General features: G+C 46.1%; 23 protein-coding genes. 11 read left to right on the top strand and 12 right to left on the bottom strand.

Translation table 11 applies throughout. From position 1 onward, the window contains the following. Positions 1-237: 237 nt before the first annotated feature. From rsxD to UXZ23_RS04360, 3 genes are read left to right on the top strand one after another with little or no spacing between them, the layout of a single operon-like run. Positions 238-1284, top strand: a complete 1047-nt coding sequence (rsxD, locus tag UXZ23_RS04370; protein WP_320819422.1) for an electron transport complex subunit RsxD — start codon at positions 238-240, stop codon at positions 1282-1284. Positions 1285-1289: 5 nt separating this feature from the next. Further along, positions 1290-1985, top strand: a complete 696-nt coding sequence (gene rsxG / locus UXZ23_RS04365; RefSeq protein WP_320819421.1) for an electron transport complex subunit RsxG — start codon at positions 1290-1292, stop codon at positions 1983-1985. After that, positions 1982-2695 (top strand): electron transport complex subunit E, encoded by a 714-nt coding sequence (locus UXZ23_RS04360; RefSeq protein ID WP_320819420.1) that lies wholly within the window; start codon positions 1982-1984, stop codon positions 2693-2695. Before rsxG ends, UXZ23_RS04360 begins: the two co-directional genes overlap by 4 nt. An 85-nt stretch (positions 2696-2780) precedes the next feature. Here the strand turns inward: UXZ23_RS04360 and UXZ23_RS04355 are convergent, their stop codons facing one another. Beyond that, entirely contained in the window at positions 2781-3509 is a 729-nt protein-coding gene (locus tag UXZ23_RS04355; protein WP_320819419.1) for a hypothetical protein, read from the bottom strand. A gap of 338 nt (positions 3510-3847) precedes the next feature. Here UXZ23_RS04355 and UXZ23_RS04350 point away from each other — a divergent pair, with 338 nt between their 5' ends. From UXZ23_RS04350 to UXZ23_RS04315, 8 genes are all read left to right on the top strand, one after another. Beyond that, the gene (locus UXZ23_RS04350) at positions 3848-4852 is read left to right on the top strand and encodes a rhodanese-related sulfurtransferase (protein ID WP_320819418.1); all 1005 of its coding nucleotides are present in this window, start codon (positions 3848-3850) and stop codon (positions 4850-4852) included. 161 nt (positions 4853-5013) lie between these two features. Beyond that, positions 5014-5580 carry an RNA polymerase sigma factor gene (locus UXZ23_RS04345; RefSeq protein WP_320819417.1) on the top strand — a complete coding sequence of 189 codons (567 nt, stop codon included), beginning with the start codon at positions 5014-5016 and terminating at the stop codon, positions 5578-5580. Continuing rightward, the gene (locus UXZ23_RS04340; protein WP_320819416.1) at positions 5573-6304 is read left to right on the top strand and encodes an anti-sigma factor domain-containing protein; all 732 of its coding nucleotides are present in this window, start codon (positions 5573-5575) and stop codon (positions 6302-6304) included. Before UXZ23_RS04345 ends, UXZ23_RS04340 begins: the two co-directional genes overlap by 8 nt. Next, entirely contained in the window at positions 6301-6960 is a 660-nt protein-coding gene (locus UXZ23_RS04335; protein ID WP_320819415.1) for a hypothetical protein, read from the top strand. Before UXZ23_RS04340 ends, UXZ23_RS04335 begins: the two co-directional genes overlap by 4 nt. Then, entirely contained in the window at positions 6917-8206 is a 1290-nt protein-coding gene (locus UXZ23_RS04330) for a hypothetical protein (protein ID WP_320819414.1), read from the top strand. The genes UXZ23_RS04335 and UXZ23_RS04330 overlap by 44 nt, the downstream gene beginning before the upstream one ends. Before the next feature lie 126 nt (positions 8207-8332). Next, a complete protein-coding gene (locus UXZ23_RS04325) occupies positions 8333-9919 on the top strand; it encodes a hypothetical protein (RefSeq protein ID WP_320819413.1) in 1587 nt (528 codons plus the stop codon). 215 nt (positions 9920-10134) lie between these two features. Continuing rightward, positions 10135-10734 carry a TetR/AcrR family transcriptional regulator gene (locus UXZ23_RS04320; RefSeq protein WP_320819412.1) on the top strand — a complete coding sequence of 200 codons (600 nt, stop codon included), beginning with the start codon at positions 10135-10137 and terminating at the stop codon, positions 10732-10734. Positions 10735-10761: 27 nt separating this feature from the next. After that, positions 10762-11601 carry a redoxin domain-containing protein gene (locus tag UXZ23_RS04315; protein WP_320819411.1) on the top strand — a complete coding sequence of 280 codons (840 nt, stop codon included), beginning with the start codon at positions 10762-10764 and terminating at the stop codon, positions 11599-11601. Here the strand turns inward: UXZ23_RS04315 and UXZ23_RS04310 are convergent. The 11 genes from UXZ23_RS04310 to UXZ23_RS04260 all read right to left on the bottom strand — a co-directional run bounded on the left by UXZ23_RS04310 (position 11598) and on the right by UXZ23_RS04260 (position 19931). Next, positions 11598-11951 carry a YkgJ family cysteine cluster protein gene (locus UXZ23_RS04310; protein ID WP_015486546.1) on the bottom strand — a complete coding sequence of 118 codons (354 nt, stop codon included), beginning with the start codon at positions 11949-11951 and terminating at the stop codon, positions 11598-11600. The genes UXZ23_RS04315 and UXZ23_RS04310 overlap by 4 nt on opposite strands. 413 nt (positions 11952-12364) lie before the next feature. Next, the gene (locus UXZ23_RS04305; protein ID WP_320819410.1) at positions 12365-12658 is read right to left on the bottom strand and encodes a type II toxin-antitoxin system RelE/ParE family toxin; all 294 of its coding nucleotides are present in this window, start codon (positions 12656-12658) and stop codon (positions 12365-12367) included. Next, the gene (locus tag UXZ23_RS04300) at positions 12643-12906 is read right to left on the bottom strand and encodes a CopG family ribbon-helix-helix protein (protein ID WP_320819409.1); all 264 of its coding nucleotides are present in this window, start codon (positions 12904-12906) and stop codon (positions 12643-12645) included. The genes UXZ23_RS04305 and UXZ23_RS04300 overlap by 16 nt, the downstream gene beginning before the upstream one ends. Before the next feature lie 135 nt (positions 12907-13041). Next, a complete protein-coding gene (locus UXZ23_RS04295) occupies positions 13042-15162 on the bottom strand; it encodes a methyl-accepting chemotaxis protein (RefSeq protein WP_320819408.1) in 2121 nt (706 codons plus the stop codon). Between the two features lie 181 nt (positions 15163-15343). Beyond that, complete coding sequence (locus UXZ23_RS04290; RefSeq protein WP_276669036.1) at positions 15344-15625, bottom strand: DUF427 domain-containing protein; 282 nt, start codon at positions 15623-15625, stop codon at positions 15344-15346. 223 nt (positions 15626-15848) lie between these two features. Beyond that, a complete protein-coding gene (locus tag UXZ23_RS04285) occupies positions 15849-16529 on the bottom strand; it encodes an ABC transporter ATP-binding protein (protein WP_320819407.1) in 681 nt (226 codons plus the stop codon). A gap of 72 nt (positions 16530-16601) precedes the next feature. Then, entirely contained in the window at positions 16602-17603 is a 1002-nt protein-coding gene (locus UXZ23_RS04280) for an ABC transporter transmembrane domain-containing protein (RefSeq protein WP_320819406.1), read from the bottom strand. 244 nt (positions 17604-17847) lie between these two features. After that, positions 17848-18351: a hypothetical protein gene (locus UXZ23_RS04275; RefSeq protein WP_320819405.1), complete on the bottom strand. Its 504-nt coding sequence runs from the start codon at positions 18349-18351 to the stop codon at positions 17848-17850. Between the two features lie 86 nt (positions 18352-18437). After that, on the bottom strand, positions 18438-18734 hold the full coding sequence (locus UXZ23_RS04270) for a hypothetical protein (protein ID WP_320819404.1): 297 nt from the start codon (positions 18732-18734) through the stop codon (positions 18438-18440). Between the two features lie 145 nt (positions 18735-18879). Then, positions 18880-19422 (bottom strand): hypothetical protein, encoded by a 543-nt coding sequence (locus UXZ23_RS04265; RefSeq protein WP_320819403.1) that lies wholly within the window; start codon positions 19420-19422, stop codon positions 18880-18882. Between the two features lie 200 nt (positions 19423-19622). Further along, the gene (locus UXZ23_RS04260) at positions 19623-19931 is read right to left on the bottom strand and encodes a transposase (protein ID WP_320819402.1); all 309 of its coding nucleotides are present in this window, start codon (positions 19929-19931) and stop codon (positions 19623-19625) included. Positions 19932-19953: the final 22 nt, after the last annotated feature.

Genomic DNA, 19953 nt, shown 5'->3' with positions numbered 1-19953 from the left:
ACTTAAAGCCAACCGGCGACACCAACGGCTCTAGACGCCGACACCCTCGCAAAGAAAATTCTGGCCCAGACTGATCGCTTAGAGAAAGCCAAAGAACGTTTGAAGATGGCCCAGCAAAAAGGCCTAGATACCGTCGATGCTTTATCAATGGCGGTTAATAAACAGCAAGACAAATTGACTCAACTGCAACAGCAAGCTGAGTCTGCCCCGGAGAACCCATAACATGACGAGCACATCATGGCCTTGTTAACGCTGTCGTCCCCGCATACCCACGGGCCAAATCGCACTGGGCGTTTAATGCTGACAGTTGCCCTCGCAACATTGCCGGCACTAGCTGTAATGACGGTATTTTTTGGCTACGGCACACTGATCAACGTTGTTCTTGCTAGCCTTGTCGCTGTCGCCAGCGAAGCATTAATGCTGAACTTGCGTAAACGTCCGGTGATGTTTTTCTTACGCGACAACACCGCCCTCGTCACTGGCGTACTACTAGGCCTAGCCTTACCGCCATTTGCACCATGGTGGATTACGGTACTGGCTACGGCATTCAGTATTGTGTTTGCGAAGCATCTATACGGTGGTATGGGTAATAATCCATTTAACCCTGCGATGATTGGTTATGCCTTAGTGCTCGTGTCTTTTCCGGTACAAATGACCACTAATTGGGCGCTGTCATTTCAAATGTCAGGCCATGACGTGCTGCCATTTATCGATACCGTAAAAACCATATTTACCCATAGCGGTTTGGTTGATGGTTACAGCGGTGCCACACCACTCGATGATTACAAGCACCTTGTCAGTACTGAAACGTCCAATAGCCTTCTGCAAAGAGACACCTTCAACGGTTGGTTAAACGGCGGCTGGGAATGGGTAAACCTCGCCTTTATGGCCGGTGGTTTGTTCCTCATGTTTAAACGAATTATTACTTGGCACATCCCAGTATCACTATTGCTAGCGCTCTCTGTCTGCTCGCTGGTCTTCGGCTGGGATGTGGATATGTACACGCCAGTGTCGCTGCACTTACTCAGCGGCGCCACTATGCTCGGTGCCTTCTTCATTGCGACTGATCCAGTATCCGCATCGACGACACCGCGCGGAAAACTCATTTACGGCGCAGGCATTGGTATCTTGTTGTACGTCATCCGTACTTGGGGAGCCTACCCAGATGCTGTGGCCTTTGCTGTATTGCTCATGAACTTCGCCGCGCCATTTATTGATGCCTACACCCAACCGCGAACCTACGGCCATAAAAAAGCCCGTCGCGGCTTAACGGCTAAGGATTAATTCACATGAAAGAACTCTTAGCTTCAATCCGCAAGAATGCGATTGGCCTTGGCTTATTTGCCATCGTCACTGCGGGTGCTATCGCCGTAGCTCAAGTGTTCACGGCGGATCGTATTGATCACAACCGCCGCGCTGCAGAAGCCCGCGCTCTGAACGATATCGTCGCCGTCGGTAGCTATGACAACGATTTACTTAATGATGTTATCGCGGTCGACTCGCGTTTTAATCAGCAACTATTAGGGCCGTTACCGGAAGATGCGCAAATTCATTTAGCGCGTCAGAATGGCGAAGTGAAAACCGTTATTCTGCCCGTTATCGCACCTGACGGTTACACCACCGAAATCGGCATTATCGTCGGTGTTAATCACGACGGCAGCATTGCTGGAGTACGTGTTGTTTCCCATCGCGAAACGCCCGGTTTAGGCGATAAAGTTGATATTCGCAAATCGAAATGGGTATTAGATTTCAATGGCAAATCACTGCTTAATCCTAAAGCGGATAGTTGGGCGGTGAAGAAAGATGGCGGCGAATTCGATCAGTTTACCGGTGCCACCATTACCCCTCGTGCCGTTGTACGTGCCGTGAAAAAAGCATTGCTGTTTTTTAACATGCATAAAGAGCTACTGCTAACCTCGCGCTTAGTAGAACCGACCATCGGCGCTTCAACCTCCTTGAACAATAAAGAGAGAGATGCCAAATGAGCGAAAAATCGTTAAGCGATATTAGCCTCGACGGCCTATGGAACAACAACCCTGCCCTCGTTCAACTACTGGGCCTCTGCCCTTTGCTGGCAGTTACAGGGTCGGTGGTCAATGCTCTCGGACTTGGCTTAGCCACTATGATGGTATTGGTAGGATCAAACTTCTCTGTTTCGCTGATTCGTAACCACGTATCCGATGCCGTGCGTTTACCCGCATTCGTAATGATTATTGCATCATTCGTAACGGTTGCTGAATTGGTGATGCAAGCCTTCACCTACGAACTCTACGAAGTGCTAGGCATTTTCATTCCATTAATCGTTACCAACTGCGCCATCTTAGGCCGAGCCGATGCCTTTGCCTGTAAAAACTCGATTCTGCCGTCGGTAGTCGATGGCTTTATGATGGCAATGGGATTCACTATCGTGTTAGTCATATTAGGTGCGATGCGTGAAATCATCGGCCAAGGCGTCGTATTCAGCAATATGGATCTATTATTCGGGCCAAGCGCCGCACATTGGAAGATCGAACTGATATCGGGTTATCCAGACTTCCTGTTTGCGATATTGCCACCAGGCGCATTCGTTGCCATGGGGTTATTAATTGCCGGTAAGAACATCATTGATGCCCGAATCAAACGCCGCGCAGAAGCTCAGAAAGCGCCAGTGCAAGCGGGAACGAAACGCGCTCGTGTGACTGGAAAAATCAGCTAAAACGCAAAAAAATCGCTCGCCCTAATTAAACTAGGACGAGCTATTCAGTTGATCTAATTACCTAAGCGACCAGCCGAGCTAAAACCTAGCCCCGCGCTGCAACAAATTGCGGCAAACTGGTCTGGGACAAGCGCAGTACGCTATCCACATCAGAAATGAAATTCGATAACAGCGGCTGAGCAAAACTCAAGCTGCCATTCAGCAAAAGCGCACTAGTAGCAAACAAAAACAACACAGCCATGGCATTAAAACGATCACGACGCTGGGGGGATAAGCCTCCCGCGTACTTCTCCATGCCTTTACCTAGTTTGTTTAATGCTGGGATCATACGTTGCACGATAACGGCTTCTGCCGCTGGCGTTGCCTTGCCGTAGATACATGCCCACATGCGACCATGGCGGCAAACAATCCGCTCAATGTCGCCATCCACAGGTTGGCGATACAAAATATTCATCACCACTTGTTGCAGCTCAGGCTGAGCCGCTAGAACCTGATGCATCGAATAGTTATCCGATACCACATATACCTGCTCATCGAACTCAGCATTGCCGACCGATGACTTACTACCAATGCCAAGAATTCTGAATAACCGATCCATGCGTGTTTCACGCTTGATCACAAAATCGTATCCGAGGGGAGCTTCGACACCCAGCATTTCGAAAGAGCTAGAGAATAGCGAAAACTTAAACAGGCTAAATTGATAACCGATACCATTATAACTACCACTAGCACCGGTCCAGCGTGCACTGTAGCGGTGATAAGCTACACCAATTAAGAAACCCATCAAAGTGATCGAGCAAAGTGATATCCACATAGTAACCATCCTATCATGGTGTTTTAGAGTCCAGATTCCGGATTCATTGTTATCGCTGTGAGTAGCTCCACGACAACTCAAGTCCTAACGTCTGCTAAATCAAGGTTATACAACAACCACACGCCCGTCAGGCAACTCTATAAACGTTAGTACATCCTCACCGGAAAAAAAGTTGACGCCAGAAATTAGTCGCAATATTGCTAACTTTAGCCGGATAGTCATATCCAACCTGCCCTAGCGGCTCTTCTTCTGTATAATCGCGCCCGGAACTTCAATGGCATCCATTGAAATCACTACCGATTAACGCACCGGATTTACGTTCCGGCCAGCGAGGAACTATGACCGAACATACCCCATTCGTCGTCTGTGCGATGTATAAATTTGTAACATTAGACGATTTCGAACTGTTACAAAAACCCCTTCTTGATGAAATGTTACGCCTTGATGTCAAAGGCACGCTGCTACTGGCGAATGAAGGGATCAACGGCACGGTTGCCGGCAGCCGTGAAGGCATTGATGCCCTTCTTGATTATCTGCGCCGAGATGAGCGCTTAGTAGACGTGGGCACCAAAGAATCATTCGACGACGAAATGCCGTTTTACCGCACCAAAGTAAAACTGAAAAAAGAGATCGTAACGATGGGCGTCGAAGGTATCGATCCTAAGCGTGTGGTTGGCACCTACGTGCAGCCAAAAGATTGGAACGCCTTGATCTCCGATCCAGATGTGATTCTGGTAGATACTCGCAACGACTACGAAGTAGGTATCGGTACTTTCAAGGGTGCCCTTGATCCAAATACCAAAACCTTCCGCGAATTCCCACAGTACGTGAAAGAAAACCTTGATCCGCAAAAACACAAAAAAGTCGCCATGTTCTGTACCGGCGGCATTCGTTGTGAAAAATCGACAGCCTACTTAAAAGAACAAGGCTTCGACGAGGTTTATCACCTCGAAGGCGGTATTCTAAAGTACTTAGAAGAAGTACCAAAAGAAGAGACGATGTGGGAAGGCGAATGCTTTGTGTTTGATAACCGCGTAACCGTCGATCACGACCTGCAAAAAGGCCACTTCGATCAGTGCCACGCTTGTCGTCGCCCGATTACAGAACACGACAAACAATCAGAGCACTACGTCCAAGGCGTAAGCTGTCATCATTGCATCGACGAATACGATGAAGCCCAACGCGAACGTTTCCGTCAGCGTGAACACCAAATGCAGCTAGCCAAAGCCCGTGGTGAAGATCACCTAGGTAACGATTTGGCCGCCATTATTGAAAAGCGCCGTTTAGAAAAATTAGCACTGAAAAACCAACAGCGTAAACATGATGGTAAAGCCGACGCTTAAATAACCGCAATATACGCTTGGTATAATAAAAAACCGCTGCTAGTTCAGCGGTTTTTTTATATCCCCAGCGGGTAGAATGATTAAAATATGTTCATTACACTGCAACCATATTCGCTGGTGTTACGTATAGGTACATAGGGAAGTTCTTTGTGGATAACGAAATGTTAATAAATTTAATAGCACGGTGCGCGCTGCGAGATCAAAAAGCGCTAGAAGCCTTATACCAGGCTGCCGCTGCTTATCTTAACGGCGTGGCCTTTCGTATCCTTGGTTCTGCCGATAGCAGTAACGACGTACTGCAAGAATCTTTCGTACAAATTTGGAACAACGCAGCGAGCTATACATCGGCGCAAGGAAACCCAACGACTTGGATGACCAGTATTGTGCGTTATCGCGCCATTGATAAACTGCGGCACGAAGCGCGCCATCAAAATCGCCCGCATCACGAAGCAGAATCCGAAATTCTACTAAACACCCCAACTGAAGAAACTCAAGAAGAGACCTACAGTCGCTTTCGCTTAAATGCACAATTAAAGAAATGTTTAGAGTCTATGAACGACAAGTTCAAACAAAGCCTTGAGTTGGCCTACTTGTACGGTTACTCACGCGAAGAACTCGCCGACGTCTTAGATACCAACATTAATACCGTAAAAACTTGGTTAAAACGCGGAGGCGCTAAACTAAAAGTATGCATGGAAGGCGAAAGCGGTGGATCAAATAATGATTAATGCAGACGATAAAAACGCCCTCGCCCTTGAATATGTATTGGGTACTCTGCGCGGCGAAGAACGCGACGCCTTCGCCGAACAATTACGCTCGGATGACAGCTTGATGCAAGCGGTGCGTTATTGGGAACAATCTCTTATGCCCGCACCCGAAAGCGTGCCTTCTCTAGCACCTAACCCTGACACTTTCGCCAAGATCCAAGCAAGAATTAATAACAACGAGCAATCAACAGCTCAAGAAAAATCACTCACGTTCTGGGAAAAACTGCTGCCGTGGAAAATCGTCACGGGCGCTGCGTTTGCCATGTTACTGCTAATGAGTGGATTATTGCTGAACAACTCCATCAATCAGAACATCGGCCTCAATGCCGATTACGTAGCAGTACTGGTCGATGATAGTGACGCGCCTATTTTAACCGCGCTCACCTCAAGCAATGGCAAAACACTGTGGTTAAAGTGGGAAGATTGGCAAGCACCGCAAGATCATAGCCTGCAACTTTGGGCTAAATCTCGTCGTGATGGACAAATCCGACCGTTACTGGTGTTTAATGACCGCGAGCAAAACGAAGTACAAATCGACGAAGCAACATTGCGTTTAATTCGAGACTCTTCCGATTTAATTATTACCAAAGAAGAGCAAGGTGGCTCGCCATTGGATGAGCCGAGCGACATAGTGATTGCCAAAGGGGTCTGTATTCGTCTTGCAATCACGAAGGACAGTGCATGATCACTATTAACTGTCGTCATGGGCTCAGCCTGCTAGCAGTTTTTATCTTAACGGGAATACATCCAGCCTATGCTGCGACATTTGACGTGCAAGACAGAGCACTGCACGACTGCTTGCAAGCACTTGCCGAAAACAATAGCTGGAGCAAACCCGAGGATGTCACTGAGATAAAATGTCACAGCAAAGGCATTCGTTCTATGATTGGCTTAGAGCAATTTACCCAGCTGCAATCACTCTCGCTATACAACAACAAGCTTGAACAACTGGATGTTGATCTGACATTACTTAAACAACTAAAAACCTTGAATTTAGCCCGAAATAATTTAAGTCAATTCAACCTTACCGATTTGCCCAATCTCAGTGAACTTTACCTGTTCGATAACCAATTAGACACACTAACACTATCGAATTTAGTAAAACTTAAAACGCTCAAAACCAACAATAATAAAATTGAACACTTTACCTACTCAAATATGTCACAACTAGAGAAAATCTACATATTCAACAACCATCTAGCTACCATTGATATTTATAATTTGCCAAAGTTGCAATACATGGACTGTCGCCAAAACCCCATGCCAGACTCACTCTACGACGAAATGGATAAAAGAGATGATGTTACTTTCCTCCATGACGGTAATGCCGAAGATTGGTAAATCGATATTTTTTTCGACGGTTTTAATAACTCTTTTAGCCGTTATCGCCGCAACCTCACAGCCCGTTGTCGCCCTAGAATACACGCTAGAAAATCATACCGTTGAACTGGGCACCCGCGCGCGCCTAGCCCACGTCGATGCTGAAGAAAATGCCCGCGCCGCCTCCCTATTAGTTAGATTACGAGCGACCAGTGAATGGTCGCAACAGTTCTCAACCCTTTTAGAGCTTGATAGCGTCGCCTTAGGCTGGCAAGACGAATTCAGTAATGGCGAACATTTTAATGGCCACCCAGTCATTCCCGATGTTGCAGGTACCGATCTAAATCAAGCCTTGTTGCGTTACTCCCCAACGAACACTTTGCAGCTCACACTCGGTCGAGAAGCTCTCAATTTAGGTAACCAACGTTTTGTCGGCACTAATGGTTTCTGGCAGAACGAACAAACATTGGATACCGTCGGGTTTAGCTATGAATTTGGCACAGCATCCAATGTGATGTATCGCTATGTCGATAACGCCAATCGCATTAATGGCCAAGATTCGGGTAAAAAACTCAGCCCGACGGATAGCAACTATACCGCCAACAATGGGATACGCCCGCCCCAATTTCTAGGCGATCATGATCACAATACCCACCTTGTATTTGCCCATTTTAAAGAATGGGATTTATCTCAAATCGACGCCTACTACTTTGATATGGAGATAAAAGACGCCAAAGCGCTTTCGAACCAAACCCTCGGCCTACGCTACGAACACAAAGGCCGCTGGAACACATTGCGAACACTCGTCCATGCAGAATTGGCATTCCAAGAACGCACAGACATCCATAATGACGCCCTGCTTCAATTTTATGATATCGGTGGCGGCATTGGCTTTGATCATCATGAAATAACACTCAACGTTCAGCGCCTAGGTGAAAAAAATGGAGTTAGCTTTATTACCCCGCTAGCATCGTTACACGATCACAATGGTTGGGCTGACAAGTTTTTACTGACCCCAAACTCAGGTCTGCGTGACTACTCTCTACAGTACATCTGGCGTAAGAGCCCTATAAAAATAGATGCTCGCTATCACCTATTTAATACAGATGATGACAACTCACGTATTGGAAAAGAATTCGATATCGACGTCGGCTATAAAATTAACACAATCAATAGTGTCCTACTTCGCTTTGCTAATTTCAGCGCCACTGCTGACGGTTATGAAAATGAACAACGAGTATTTTTAATGTTTACACACAACCTATAGGCCCTTATCTGCCTCCATTCACGCCATCATGTGCGCGTTGTAAACATCTTCATTCTATTTTGAAACTTTATCGAATATCGCTCCGTATACCTACATAACCTTAACTAGAGTTATACGGAGTCTATCGTGAAGAATCTAATAGCCCCAATAAAATGCTGCTCTATCACCATATTATTTGCCACTTTAACCGCTTGTGGGGGCGGAAGTGGAGGTAGCAGCAATACAGCACCGATTGTCAATGATCCAGTAACTGAAGCGCCGGGTGTGATTGATGCTGATGGTGATGGTATCCCAGATGCCGTTGACGCCTTCCCGCTTGATGCCGCAGAGAGCGTCGACACCGATGGCGATGGCATTGGTAATAATGCCGACAGCGATGATGACAACGATGGCATTGCCGACACTAACGATGCTTTCCCACTTGATACCGCAGAGAGCATCGACACCGATGGTGATGGCATTGGTAATAATGCCGACAACGATGATGACAACGATGGTATTGCCGATACTAACGATGCCTTCCCGCTTGATGCCGCAGAGAGCATCGACACCGATGGCGATGGCATTGGCAATAACGCCGATGAAGACGATGATAACGACCTCGTGCTCGATACAGACGATATCGACGACAACAATAATGGGCTCATTGAAATCAGCAGCCTAGAACAGCTAGATCTCATCCGTCATCACCTCGATGGCAGCGCATTAGGTGACGGCATTGAAAGCAGTACGCTTGGCTGCTTCATAGATACTGGCTGTATTGGCTATGAATTAACACAAACTTTGGATTTCGACATCAATAGTGATGGCGTTATGGGTTCTAACGACGCGCCGTTCTTCGATTACGATACAGATGGCGAAAACAAAGGTTGGTTACCCATTGGCAATAGCACAACCCCTTTCGCCGCCATATTTGACGGCAATGGGTTTGAAATTCTAAACCTATTCATCAACCGTCTTTCAGCCGATGATGCAACCAGCGGCAAAAACATTGGACTATTTGGAGTCGTCTCCGCAGGTACGTTAAAAAATATTGGTCTCGGTGGTGCCGTAATGACAATAACAGGAGACACTAACGTCGGCAGTTTAGTGGGACGCTTAACTGATGGCTCGAAATTCAGTTCAAGCTATTCGACCGGCAATGTCACCGGAAAGAATAATTCAATCGGCGGACTCGCAGGAAATATCTCCAACTCACACCTTAATACCAGCTATGCAACCGGCGCAGTCAACGGCAAAAGTAATGTTGGCGGCTTAATCGGATCGGCATCCAGCTCCAGCACGGTCAAAAGTAGCTTCAGTACGGGGGCCGTATCCGGTAGTGAAAACCAAGTTGGTGGCTTAATCGTGTTAATCGATAATTCCGACCTAAGCACTAGTTACGCAATGAATTCAGTGACAGCAAACACCAATATATTTATTGGCGGCCTAGTTGGCAAACTGCAAAACTCGGCCACCATCACCACTAGCTATTGGGCAATCGATATTTCTGGCTTGTCACACAGCGTCCATAGTAATGGCAACCGACCGGGCGTGCTAGGCGTCACATTAGAAGAATTACAATGTCCTACCGCCGCAAACGATACAGCGTGCATTAACACCGGAACCCTCTATGAGGGTTGGGATGCGATTGACGACGACAACGACGTCAACACGCCCCCGATTGCCCCCTGGGATTTTGGAAGCAGCACTAGCTTGCCTGTTTTCAAATAACCCACAAAATCCCAAGAGCAGGTTACACCGACTCTTGGGATTTTCTATTGTTCGATCTCAGTATACAGCTATGTGAATACAGGCCCATTAAACAAAAACCGCTGATTATTCAGCGGTTTTTTTATACCCCTTATTTACAGCTCGTTGTCCGCGTACGCAGTTATTGACCAATCGTTCCAAAATAAATATAGTGGCACTCAATTGAGGAGAAAATAATGGCAAGACCTCTACAATTCGAACGCCAAAAAGCGATAGATGCTGCTATGGGAGTTTTTTGGCAGCAAGGTTATTCAGCGAGCTCCTTGCAGCAACTACTCAATGCCATGCAGATTAATCGAGGCAGTCTTTATGCCGCCTTTGGTGATAAAGCTGGATTATTCACAGAGGTAATCGACAACTATCAGAACCGAATACAAGCCGTTGTTATTGGTTTTTTAAGTAACGAACTAGATCCAGCGAAAGGCATAAAAGATGTCTTCGAGTTAACACTATTGGCATTAACGAAAGATTCATTAGCGCTGGGCTGCTTGCTCGTTAATACCATTAATGAGCTATCCCCTATTGATTCTGATCTCGCTAACCATGCAGCCAAGAAGTTAGACGCCGTGGAGCAAGCTTTTATAACTGCATGTAAGCGCGCCCAAACACTCAATCAGATGACCACAGAAATAACGCCAGAAAGTGCAGGGAAGATGCTAATGACCAACATGATTGGCTTGCGAGTGCAAAGCCGTCGCGGCGTTGAAATATCTGACTTAGAGCAGAGCATTACGCCACTACTCAACATGCTGATGCCGACGTTAGATAAACGCTAACGAAAAACACTTAGGAATTAATAAACAATGAATCGCTTAAAATCTTTGTTTCTCTCCACATGGATCACACTGCTGTCTATTGGCGTAATTCGTAGCCTTTGGGTGCTATCACAAGAAACCGAAGCGACCGTTTGGTATTGGTCAGTATTTGCATTAGCGTCTCCACTGATATTCTTCGCGTGGATATTTTTGACGAATGTCGCCCGTACTGCGATGGCTAGCAAGGCTACCTTTGCAATAACACTTTTCGCTTTTATCGGTGCGTTGGCCACCTCAATATCGACCTCGGAACCACTGATCTGGATCTTAGTGGTAGCCGTGATAGGAAGTGCTTTATACGAATGGTGGTATTCAAGATTTGGGGATAGAAGCAGCGCTATCTTAACTGTTGGAAAATTACTCCCCAATTTAGAATTGATGAATACCGAAGGCGCGGTAATTAAAACCAATGAATTAAATAAACCATTATTACTGATTTTCTACCGCGGTAACTGGTGCCCATTGTGCATGGCGCAGATAAAAGAAGTAGCGACTCAGTATCGCGAATTGGCCGAAAAAGGCGTTGAAATCATGCTCATTAGTCCACAACCGCAAGGGCATACAGCCTCGCTTGCCGAACGCTTTGATACGCCTATGAGCTTTTTAGTGGATCACGACAATGCGATGGCCAAACGATTGGGAATAGCCGCATTAAATGGCCTGCCAGTAGGATTAGAAGCCTTGGGTTACGACAGCGATACCGTTATGCCGACCGTAATAATGACCGATGCAAGCGGTAAAATATTATTCGCTGATCTTACCGATAACTATCGAGTAAGACCTGAACCTGATGTGTTTTTAAACGTGTTTACTGCAGCGGGTATTTAAACCAACACCTGCCGCGTATTGGCAATGTAATGATGAATCTGATTTTCAGTCTTGGTATCTATCATCACTTCAGGACGACGTCCATTAGGGCAAGGCATACGCGGAGTTGTACCAAACAAGCGGCAAATCAGCGGGCGTTCGTCGTACACAGTACAGCCATTAGGGCCCAAGTGAACGCAATTAAGATGTTCCCATGCCGCTTCATGTTCAGCATCGGTTTTAACTGGTAGGCGTGACATCTCTTCTGAAGACGTGGTCACAGGGCCACAACAATCATGACACCCCTCGACGCATTCGAATGTCGGAATGCGTTCGCGCAAGCGCGCAATGATATTTCGATTAGTGTCCATTTACATCCAAGGATTCACGGTGCAATAAGTAAGGGCTAAGAGAAACGATTACGCTCAACCAAACAACTGCATCATTTTATTAAGAAATGCATTGATCGACGCAAAACTATCAGCGCTCGGCATAGCAAGCAAGCTTTCTGACGGACTATAAGCAACGGAAGTATGGCTGCTAAAACCGAAAACTATTCAATTTTATACATCTGATCACCGTTTGGAGCGGATAGCACATCCTCACAGTGCAACAGTCCCCCTAAATACCCATATACCTAGCTCTATTAGTTCAGACCAGATTTGACACCAAAATTATATTATCTCGTTAGAAATCCTATCCCATAAGGGTGTTCAAGCATCGCTTACTCAACGAAGGACTATTTAACTAATATATATCGTTAAGAAGATCCTATAAAAAACGCTTAAAAGCCTTCTTCTTTGCTATGACGAACTCGAACGATTACCACTCGGCGCAGAGATTCCAGCCTGTATCGGATAATGTATTCACCTGCTCCGAAGGTCAGCATAAGGTCTCTATAGTCGTTGAAGTCAGTCACTGGCACACCAGCTTCTGGGTTTTCTTGCAAGATATTAATGCTTTCAATGATGCGTTTGGCAGCACGCTGTGCCGCGCGAGGATTTTCAGATTTGACGAAGTTTCTTAAACGAGCAACATCGCTAGAAGCTGAAGGTAACCAGACTATTTCGCTGGGCATGATTTCTCATCTTCCGTTCCCCATGATTCTAACCATTCCGTCATCGCATCATTGCTGACTGTTTCGCCAGTTTCTTGGTATTCCTCCCAGCGCGCCATCGTCAGCTCGTTTTCACGCTGCTTACGCTCTTCTTCTTCGACATAACGGGTTAATGCCTCCTTCGCCAAGAAGCTCTTAGAGCGATTCGTCTTGGCTGCCAGCGCATTTAACCGGCTTTCAAGCTTTTCGTCTAATCGGACACCTAGCATAAGGTCACCTGTTTGCATTTGTTAAACAATGTTTAAACAATAACACTGCATCCTGTCTTCTTCCATTGCTTCCTCACGCAGAGCTGAGGAAGACACGTCTTCTACGGCCTCTCGCATGTCATTTTCCATTCTGATTCAGGTACGCAATGCACTCAGTTGTTTATCTAGACGGTCAAGCTGACCGGTTACTTTATGGCTGCTCTTGTTAGCGTCCTGCGCCAGCTCGGCCAGCATAGTAGTAGCGTCTCCGATAACGGTTAGGTTGCGGGTGATTTCTCCACTCACGGAGCTTTGCTCTTCGGCGGCGCTCGCCACTTGGCGAATGTGATCGGCAATGTCGCTGATTGCATGCACCACATTTTGCAACGAGCCGTGGGCTTCATTAGTTGATTCCATCGCCAGCCCTGCTTTCTGACTACCGCTGTCGATAATGCTGACGGCGGCCTTTACTTCACTCTGTAGGCTGCCAATCATACTGTTGATTTCTTCGGTCGATTCCTGCGTTTTCGAAGCCAATGTTCGAACTTCATCGGCGACTACGGCAAAACCACGCCCCTGCTCACCTGCGCGGGCGGCTTCGATAGCAGCGTTCAGCGCAAGTAAGTTGGTCTGTTCGGCAATAGAACGAATAACCACCAGAATGCGGTTAATGTCGTCGGAGCGTGCGGAGACTTTGGTAATCGACTCGCTCGCGGTATGCATGTTTTCGCTCAGCTCCAGAACGGTATCCACCGCGATGGACAGATTTTTCTGCGACGCAGTGACCGTGGTATGAATGTCGTTAGCACGTACCGCAACATCGGAGGCAATGCGCGAGACTTCCAGCGCGGTGGCCGACATTTCTTGTGTCGCAGTAACCACGTTGTCCATTTCGCTTTGTTGCTGGTCGGTTGCCTTGCGGGTTTTCTGGCTAATTTTCAGATTTTCAGCTGACTCATTACGAACTTCTAAACTCACACCTTTCAATGCCAAGACCAGATCCCTCAGCTTGCTAAGGAAGCGGTTAAAGCCGCCACTCAGGCTGATCAGTTCGGCATGGGTATCCAGTTGCAAGCGCTGAGATAAATCGCCATCAGCGCTGGACAGCTGTTCTACCTGCTTATTCAATACTGACAGAGGCTTAGTAATCGACTGAATCAACACGGTAATGGCGGCCAAAGCCGCACCGGCCAGCACCAGTGCCAGTAATAGCTGACTGCCAAGTACTTTGGTTTTTTCTTCTGCAACGAGAGCTTGCAGAGTTTCCAGATCGGCCAATGCGACGTTCAACGGTAATTCGATCAACAATGACCACTCGCTGTTGGAAGCCGGAATTTTTAACCCACGGGCAACGTACAGATTATCTTTGCCGGTCAGCAATCCTTCACCTTTATGCAGTTGACTCAGCGCGTCGCCTGTTTCAGGCAAGGACTCTTTTAACGGCCGCATCAGCTTATCTTTATAATGACTGGAAGCGACGACGAGACCCATTTCACTGAGTACGGTTACCCGAGCTTTACCGCTGTATAAGGATTGACTAAGTTCCTCCACGAGCTTCTGGAAAATAGGCAGATTAACATCGACGCCAGCAATGCCGCGGAAAGTACCGTTGACTATAATTGGCGCGGTCAGGCTGGTCATCAGCTCTTCATAACCGGGGCTGATTTCATACAGATAAGGTTCCATCAAACAGGAAACCTTCTTATCGCGACCGCATAGATACCACTCCGATTGCCGGATACCGAATTCATTAAGGCTATCGAAGTATTTTTCATTCGGATCATCGACCTTCTGCTGTTTAACCTGACCAGACTGGTTTCGGATCCAATAGATTTCGAGTGAGCCGGTGCTTTCTGCGCTGTAAATCAAGCCGGAGTCAACAAATTCGCTGTCGCGACCATCGAAGCCGTTAGCCTCAAACTGGGCGTATATCGAGCTAATATCCTTGTTGACTTTGAGCGCAGCCCCCATCATTTCACTGATTTGAACGCGACTGCTATCGCCATTTTCAATGGCAGTTTTAATCGTCGCAGCCATCGTCGTTGGTATACGGTAGGCAGCATTGATGTAGTTGCTGATCTGCTCGCCATAGGCTTGGGTTTTGGCTTGCAGCTGCGCGATAACGGCGTTAGTCAGGTTTTTTTCACTATGTACCTGCAACTGTTCACTAAGTGAGGTTATTCCCTGATAGCTGCGCCAAGTCAGAGCCACAGCCAGCAATAGAATGGCTGACAGCGTAATGGCAAACAGCTTGGTTTTGAGCGCTAACGACTTCATGAAAAACTCCGGAATACATAGTCATACCAGTTAGTATAGTTTCTGATCAGGAGTTTGCTTCACGCACACCAGATTTGTCCTCATAGGCCGGTTTTGACTAAGCATTAATGCTCGCTTAGCTTTCATTTTTCGCAGATAACAAAAACTTCCGCCCCTACTTAACTGATGAACTTCGCCATCATCACTCCACAACCTGAACGCCCTTCCAAAATGCTACGCGACCACTAATCTCGGCGGCGGCGGCAGACGGCTCTGGGTAGTACCAAGCTGCGTTTTCGTTGATTTTCCCACCTACTTCAACCGAGTAATATCGTGCAGTACCCTTCCAAGGGCAGATTGAAGTATGGTTGCTCGCGATAAACAGTTGATTTTGAAGAGATTCGACTGGGAAATAGTGATTACGTTCTACTATAACGGTGTCATCAGATTCAGCCAAAACGGCCCCGTTCCAAATTGCTTTCATAGAAATATATCTTCTTGAAAATTCACGCCAGCATAACCCCACTTGCCTACTAAGGACAGTAATGACCTACTAGGTACGTCATCCCAACCAGTGCTTATATCGCGACTACTTATATCAAGACTACTTATATCGAGACTACTTATATCGAGACTGTCTTAATTATATCGAGACTGTCTTAGTTATATCGAGACTGTCTTGATTAGTGAAAACTCGTCACTCTAAACTACATTGACGACATTAATTGAAGTTCCGCTAACTCACGATAAAGCGGGTTGGCAATCATCAATTCTTGGTGAGTGCCAATGGCAACAATTTGACCTTTATCCATCACCACAATGCGATCGGCATTAACCACAGTAGAGAGTCTATGAGCAATAATAATGGTGGTTTTATTGTGCATCAATTCATCTAAGGCCAATTTAACTTTCACTTCGTTGGCGGCATCTAAAGCGCTAGTTGCTTCATCCAATAATAATATCGGCCGCTCTGCTAATATCGCCCGAGCAATGGCAATACGTTGTTTTTGGCCGCCCGATAAACGAATTCCTCGTTCGCCCAATTGGGTATCATAACCCTGGCTAAATTCTTGAATAAATTCATCTGCCCGCGCCGCCTTAGCAGCTCGCTCAATATCGGCTTGGCTGGCATCGGGTCGTCCATACCTAATATTATCTTTAACGCTGGCAGCAAAGATCACCGACTCTTGCGAAACCAAGGCATATTGTTGACGAAGATCAGTCAAAGCTAAATCTTCAATGGGCATGCCATCAATCATAATTTGCCCTTGCTGCACATCATAAAAGCGCAACAATAATTGAAATAAGGTAGATTTTCCTGCACCACTGGGGCCCACTAAAGCGATACGTTCACCGGCTTTAATGGCTAAATTAATCTTGTTGATCACGGCTGCATCAGAGTCTGGATCATAAGCAAAAGAAATATCATTTAAACTCAGTTCACCGCGGATCTTAGTGGTCTATTTAAGCGGCTCAGCCACAGAACTAATGGTACTTTGAGTTTGCAGCAGCTCCATTAAACGTTCACTGGCGCCAGCGGCTTTTTGAATTTCGCCGATCACTTCGCTGATATTAGCCACACTGCCACCGGCCAATACGGCATAAAACATAAAGGCAGTTAGCTCTCCGGGAGTAAGTTCACTACTTAATACCAGAATAGCGCCCATCCAAGCGACTACGGTAATGGCAATTAAACTAATGCCCATAATACAAGCAATCATTAAGGCTCTAAACTGAATACGTTTGCGAGCAGCTTCCATTACCCCATCAATGCGCTCAAAGAAACGTTGTTTATCGATGGGCTCATGACCATAGGCTTGTACCGTTTGAATTTCATGCAGACTTTCATCGATATAAGCGCCGACATCCGCCACCCTATCTTGGCTATTACGGGCAAAGGTTCTGACTTTGGGGCCAAAAATACGAATGGGAATGAGCACAATAGGCACGGCAATTAATACATACAAGGTCAGAATATGGCTGGTAAACAGCATCAGCATTAGCGAACCAATAAAAGTGATGACAGCGCGCAGCGCCATGGACAAGCCCATGCCCACCACGGATTGCAATACGGTGGTATCAGAGGTAAATCTTGAAATGACTTCGCCGGTACGGCTCGTCGCAAAAAATGCGGGTGATAAGGTGAGTAAGTGAGAATAGACATTTTGGCGGATATCGGCGCTTACTCGCTCACCCAACCAAATCATGTAATAAAAACGGAAGTAGGTGGCGATACTACCCACAAAACCAATGGCAATAATCAGCAGTGCTAACTGATTTAGGCGCTGAGCATTGTTAGCGATGAAACCTTGGTCGACCAAATATTTCACCCCCTGACCTAATACCAGCCAAGACACAGCACCGACAATAAGCGCTAACATGGCATACACCACTTGTAGTTTGTAAGGTCGCAGTTGACCGAATAACCATGCCATCAATGTTTTGGTTGTATGGGTTTTCACTGTTAAGTCTTAATTTAGTTAAAGTGCAGTTAGTGTACTCATTTTAAAAATAAAGTGATGTAAAAAAGAGCATCGTTAACAACGAGATGACTACGGAGATGACTACAGACAGTCATCCCAACGGTCTTGTATATTTTGGCATGGACACCTTGTCTGTTAGATGTTGGTGTCCGTTAAAGCGGGGGGAGATCAGGTCACGCTTTTTGTGGCCGTAACGAATTTCAGCGGTTTGTTATGAATGAATCTACCGAGCTGGCTTCGGCTTGGTGATAGCATCACTTGTTACCTGGCTTAAATTAAAAGAGGACCGTATTTCTGGCTCAGCGAACACAATCACATCACGTGCTTTGAAATCATCATCCATTCCTTGAAGATATGTGCGGACGCTCTTTAGAACTTGACGAACATCTTTTGCCCCAGGTTTATGTGCAAGCGAATCAGATAATTCTTGCGCAAGCTCCTGAGGCAGCCAAAGGAATGCTTGAAATGAAAGTCTATTTAGCTCGTAGTAGTCTAAATTTCCATTTTTTCTTATCCAATGAGCAAGAAGCTCAGAAACAATCTCTGCTTTAATACGGACCTCTTTTTGACGCTCAACCTCAAGCAGTTTGACGTCATATTCATGCTTGATAGAGCCCTTAAGTCTCTCCACTATCCAAGTCCGCAGTAGGAACGCAACGATTCCCACAATAGACAGCGTAGAAATCGTTGATACGACAGAAACAAAAATGCTATTTGCGAAGTTCAATACTATCTCCATTCATTCATAACGTTTGGTTAAGGGTCGGGCTTTAGCCCGTCCCAGTGAGCGAAGCGAACGGTTTGAACCATTGGTTAGAGAGCTACAGCAACCAGAACACTCACTGCTGCCAATAAAACCCCTATTAGCATCCATTCGTGTACCCGATTAATTGCGGCCCAGCCACTATCTGTAAGCTTCCAAATTGGGTTGCTTGAGTTGAACCACTGGCCTTGGGGCAGGTTTCCTTCTTTTGTTAATTGGCCTGTAGGTACAGAATTTTCTAGCACTTCTAGCCAGCCACGCATGTAACACGTTTTAAGCGCTGCATCTGTTTCTTCTGTGTGCTCAAGCGCATTTTCAATAACCCATACGTTCCCTGGCTGGAGCACCAACGCAACTCTCTGCTTTGATGCTTTTTTCAGTACTTTTCGGATTTTCCATTCTCGGCGATAGTTGCCGCTTAGCTTTGCTCTCTAACGCAAAGCTAAGCGGCGCAGCTTCGCTGCGTCCTTGCTTGAGCGCCTTGTTACGTGTTTATACTCGACCATACAGGACATCGTTACGGTGTTCCCAGAATTTATACAAATCGAAGCGTGTTTGTATTACTAGTTCGATAATTTTTTGAAGGGAATCTCCCGTAAACTGCACATATTCTTGATGCATCCCATTCTTTGACATTTTAAGTTTCAAGAACGTATACCCTTCGTCATCCGTGTCTTCCCAGTTAGCATGAACCACCATATTCCTTAGACGGCCACTTTCATTCAGGTTGGTTATAATCTGTTCATAGCCCTCAAGCTTTCTTGCTATGCCAACTTGAAAATCATCACAGAACCTTTTAAACAGGTCTACTTTGGAGGAGTAATTAAGCTTGTTTAACACTATTAGACCAGGAGAATCAGTTCTGTCCGTAAAATTTTCACATAGAACGGAATCTAAAGTGCTCTCCAACGAATTGAAGTACATGACTATTAAGCCTATTGAAGGCAACGCATCATCAATAAACTCTTCTGCCTTATCTTCATCTTCGATCTCATGATAAAGATGCTGGGTGAATTCCTTGAGTTTCTTTTTCATCTGATGATGCTAATTCCTTGTGACACGTAACGAGCCTGTAGAAAAACCTATTTCTTGGCCATTTCTTCAGGCTTCTTCCTTTGTTAATGATCCAATTCGATAATTAATAAAAATTGAATCTACTTTTGAGTATCTTGGCGATATTCTAGCTTTTTAGATCATTAATCTTCTAAGAGCCGCTATCACGCTCAATATCCGCTTTATCTTGCCAATTCACCGTACCGCATGATCTTTTCTATGTTGTGAATCATGCAGTACAACTGCCATTGGCCTTGAACTTTCGCTTTGCCTCGCAAGCCAAACCGTTTCAGGCCTTTATTGGTTCCTATATTGGCAAAGACTGGCTCTACTGTCGACATTCGATGGCTATAACTGTGCGTACCATGGTCACTGTCCACTCGGTGCTTCATCCAATCTGTATACGTGGGTTTGCGTTTGTCGTTGATGGTGAAGGAGACTTGCCGTCCTGCGCCTTTGCGATGGTTCGCGGCTTCGGGTTTTCCATGCATTCATGTTTTAAGTCGCAGTTTC

This window comes from Thalassolituus sp., assembly GCF_034111725.1.
Lineage (GTDB): Bacteria > Pseudomonadota > Gammaproteobacteria > Pseudomonadales > Oceanobacteraceae > Thalassolituus.
Note: the sequence above shows the minus strand (reverse complement) of the source record. Positions and strands in the feature narration are given on the sequence as shown.

Excerpts from the sequence above, each read along its gene's own strand:
- rsxD (WP_320819422.1), top strand. The coding sequence starts at position 238 with ATGGCCTTGTTAACGCTGTCGTCCCCGCATACCCACGGGCCAAATCGC.
- rsxG (WP_320819421.1), top strand. The coding sequence starts at position 1,290 with ATGAAAGAACTCTTAGCTTCAATCCGCAAGAATGCGATTGGCCTTGGC.
- UXZ23_RS04360 (WP_320819420.1), top strand. The coding sequence starts at position 1,982 with ATGAGCGAAAAATCGTTAAGCGATATTAGCCTCGACGGCCTATGGAAC.
- UXZ23_RS04355 (WP_320819419.1), bottom strand. The coding sequence starts at position 3,509 with ATGTGGATATCACTTTGCTCGATCACTTTGATGGGTTTCTTAATTGGT.
- UXZ23_RS04350 (WP_320819418.1), top strand. The coding sequence starts at position 3,848 with ATGACCGAACATACCCCATTCGTCGTCTGTGCGATGTATAAATTTGTA.
- UXZ23_RS04345 (WP_320819417.1), top strand. The coding sequence starts at position 5,014 with ATGTTAATAAATTTAATAGCACGGTGCGCGCTGCGAGATCAAAAAGCG.
- UXZ23_RS04340 (WP_320819416.1), top strand. The coding sequence starts at position 5,573 with ATGATTAATGCAGACGATAAAAACGCCCTCGCCCTTGAATATGTATTG.
- UXZ23_RS04335 (WP_320819415.1), top strand. The coding sequence starts at position 6,301 with ATGATCACTATTAACTGTCGTCATGGGCTCAGCCTGCTAGCAGTTTTT.
- UXZ23_RS04330 (WP_320819414.1), top strand. The coding sequence starts at position 6,917 with ATGATGTTACTTTCCTCCATGACGGTAATGCCGAAGATTGGTAAATCG.
- UXZ23_RS04320 (WP_320819412.1), top strand. The coding sequence starts at position 10,135 with ATGGCAAGACCTCTACAATTCGAACGCCAAAAAGCGATAGATGCTGCT.
- UXZ23_RS04315 (WP_320819411.1), top strand. The coding sequence starts at position 10,762 with ATGAATCGCTTAAAATCTTTGTTTCTCTCCACATGGATCACACTGCTG.
- UXZ23_RS04310 (WP_015486546.1), bottom strand. The coding sequence starts at position 11,951 with ATGGACACTAATCGAAATATCATTGCGCGCTTGCGCGAACGCATTCCG.
- UXZ23_RS04305 (WP_320819410.1), bottom strand. The coding sequence starts at position 12,658 with ATGCCCAGCGAAATAGTCTGGTTACCTTCAGCTTCTAGCGATGTTGCT.
- UXZ23_RS04300 (WP_320819409.1), bottom strand. The coding sequence starts at position 12,906 with ATGCTAGGTGTCCGATTAGACGAAAAGCTTGAAAGCCGGTTAAATGCG.
- UXZ23_RS04295 (WP_320819408.1), bottom strand. The coding sequence starts at position 15,162 with ATGAAGTCGTTAGCGCTCAAAACCAAGCTGTTTGCCATTACGCTGTCA.
- UXZ23_RS04290 (WP_276669036.1), bottom strand. The coding sequence starts at position 15,625 with ATGAAAGCAATTTGGAACGGGGCCGTTTTGGCTGAATCTGATGACACC.
- UXZ23_RS04265 (WP_320819403.1), bottom strand. The coding sequence starts at position 19,422 with ATGAAAAAGAAACTCAAGGAATTCACCCAGCATCTTTATCATGAGATC.
- UXZ23_RS04260 (WP_320819402.1), bottom strand. The coding sequence starts at position 19,931 with ATGCATGGAAAACCCGAAGCCGCGAACCATCGCAAAGGCGCAGGACGG.